Origin of the sequence: Mesotoga infera (genome assembly GCA_011045915.1) — a bacterium.
In the GTDB taxonomy this organism is placed as follows: Bacteria; Thermotogota; Thermotogae; order Petrotogales; family Kosmotogaceae; genus Mesotoga; species Mesotoga infera_D.
On the sequence record DSBT01000127.1, the window covers coordinates 1 to 2,748 of the forward strand.

1 protein-coding gene is annotated in these 2,748 nt (G+C 48.5%); it reads left to right on the forward strand.

Features of this window, described 5'->3' with window-relative positions; genetic code table 11:
* The first annotated feature begins 414 nt into the window (after window positions 1-414).
* Window positions 415-2,430, forward strand: a complete 2,016-nt coding sequence (gene brxL, locus ENN47_04840; GenBank protein HDP77509.1) for a protease Lon-related BREX system protein BrxL — start codon at window positions 415-417, stop codon at window positions 2,428-2,430.
* Window positions 2,431-2,748: the final 318 nt, after the last annotated feature.

The following is a 2,748-nucleotide window of genomic DNA, read 5'->3' on the forward strand; positions in this document are numbered from 1 at the left end:
AACGTATTCAAAGACTACGGAGGCCACTTCTGGCACGGAGGGATAACTCACCAGGAAGTTGTAATTCCTCACATCGTCATAACGCCGATTGTCGGAGAGAAGAAAAAGAGAGTGAAGATTGGAAATAAGGATCGATTGAAAGTCGTACAGAAAGATCACTTTGAAGTCTTTCTCTTCACTGAAATCGACCTATTCGGTATCGCTCCCAGGGTGTATATACAGTGCCTGGGCGAGAAGTTCGAGGTGGAGGAGCCCGTCGAAGATCAGATCAGCCAAACTGTGAAGATAAGTGCGAAGAGCGGCGATACCTTCAAGATAGAGGTTAGAGATTTGGAAGACGGTACTCTTATGGACTGGGTAGAGTGTGAATATCTGCCCACAAGAGAGCGAATCTTCTAATAGGGGGAGAGAAGAGTGGAGCTGGACGCCCTTGACCTTAAAGTACTCAAAATATATCCCGAGTATGTGATAAAGAAGTCGCTCGTTAGGAACTTGAAGATAGGCTATAACGTTCCTTCATACGTCCTAGAGCACCTGCTTGGAACATACGCCGACCTGTCCGATCCCAAGGACATAAAGGGCGTTGAAAACGTCAGGGAGATACTGGAGAAACACTTCTTAAGACCGGATATGGCAGAGCTGGTGAAGATGCAGCTGAGGGACAAGGGTTTCTTCAGGGTGATCGATAGAGTAGATGCCTGGCTAGACATAAGGCAGAACGAGTACGTGGCCGGACTTCAGAATCTGAGCATAAAGAACGGGGTAATAACTGACGAACTTGTCAAGGAGCACCCTAAAATGCTGCTCGGCGGTATGTGGGCGATAATCGACCTTATATACGACCACAACACCTACCCCGGAAGGCCCTTCGTAGTAGAGAAGATTCACCCCATACAATTGAGCAACTTCATACGGGATCAATTTGTGAGTAGAAGAAGTGAGTTCACGGTAGGCGAGTGGACCGATCTCATAATCCGCTCTATAGGACTGGAGCCGAAGAAGATGGACGAGAGGCAGAAGCTCTTCCAGCTACTCAGGCTCGTCCCTCTGGTTGAAAAGAACTACAACCTCGTGGAACTGGGACCGAGGGCAACGGGGAAATCGTATATTTACCGCGAAATCTCGCCTTATTCCTTCCTTCTATCCGGCGGTAACACTACAGTCGCCCAGCTCTTCTACAACATCGCCACACGAAAGGTCGGCCTCGTAGGAGAGTGGGATCTGATCGCCTTCGATGAAGTTGCCGGCATACAGTTCAAGGACAAACAGGCGCTGCAGATGCTTAAAGACTTTATGGAGGCGGGCTCATTTGCAAGAAAGGTCGAGGTAGTTGCCGAAGCGGGCATAGTCTTCAACGGGAATATTAACGATGATGTGCAGACTCTGTTGAAGATGTCTCATCTATTTGAACCATTCCCCGTGGAGATGCAAGACACCGCCCTGCTTGACAGAATCCACGCCTATCTTCCGGGCTGGGAAGTGGAGAAATTAAGAGCAGAGCTCTTCACCGATCACTTCGGCTTCGCAATAGACTACTTCTCGGAAGTTATGCGGTCCTTAAGGGGAAGCTCCGCGGTAACAGCACCCGACAATTACTTCAACTTCGGAAGCCAGCTTAATAGAAGAGACGAGAAGGCGGTCCGAAAAACTCTATCCGGCTTGTTGAAACTGCTTTATCCGGACGGGCAGTACACAAAAGAAGCGATAGAAGAAGTTCTGACCTTCTCCATAGAATGTAGGAGGAGGGTCAAGGAGCAGCTGAAGAAACTGGGAGGATTGGAGTTCTGGGACACGAACTTCTCGTACATAGATAAGGACAGCAAGAAGGAAACCTATGTATCCGTGAACGAGGGAGGGAGCAAGGCTCTCATCTCGCAGGATCCGCTACCTCCGGGGGTTGTTTACACAGTCTCGATAGCCGGAGGAAAGACGTCTCTCCTGAAGGTCGAAACGATAGTAGTTCCCGGTTCGGGAAAGCAGAACATAAGCGGTGGCGGAACGAAAGCGAAGGAAGCGCTCAAGACAACTGTTTCCTGCATAGGCTCTAACCAGCGAAAGTATCTGCCATCCAACTCGGCTTTGAAAGACTATGACATAGCAGTACAGTTAACCCCTATGATAGGCAGTGAAGTGGGCGATGACATAACCGTCGCCATCTTCGTTTCCGTACTCTCGGCTATCCACAAGAACACTCTGAAAAAGGGATTGGGGATAATAGGAGATATGACGATAACGGGGAGCCTCAAGACCACACTGTCCTTCGTCGACAGGGTGACGATGCTCGCCGAAAACGGAGCCAAATCGATCACCGTACCCCTGGAACAGATGGCAAATCTCGCAAGCGTCTCTATGGACACGATATCCAAAATCATCCCGATACCCATCGCCGGTCCTGAAGATGCCTTTATGCGCGCGAGGCTCGAGGATTGAGGGCTGAAGGAGATGATGATCAGCTCTTCAGCCGTTAAACAGAATACTTGGTCACGGTAAGCTAACAATATTCACTTACCAAACACGTTGTGCAATAAATAGGGTCAGACTCCATTTTTCACTGCCGCGACCACAACAAAAAAAGATCGTTGAGAAATCAATCAGAAGCTGAAACAGGCTAGAAGCTGCTGCCTTGTGTTTTTTGCAAGAGTGAATTCCCTGTATTTGCAAGAATTCCAAAGAACTTTCCACCCGGGAAATTTAGTTAATGAGTTTTCATTAGAGAATTCCTGATTCTAAAGCTCTGACCTTCGAACA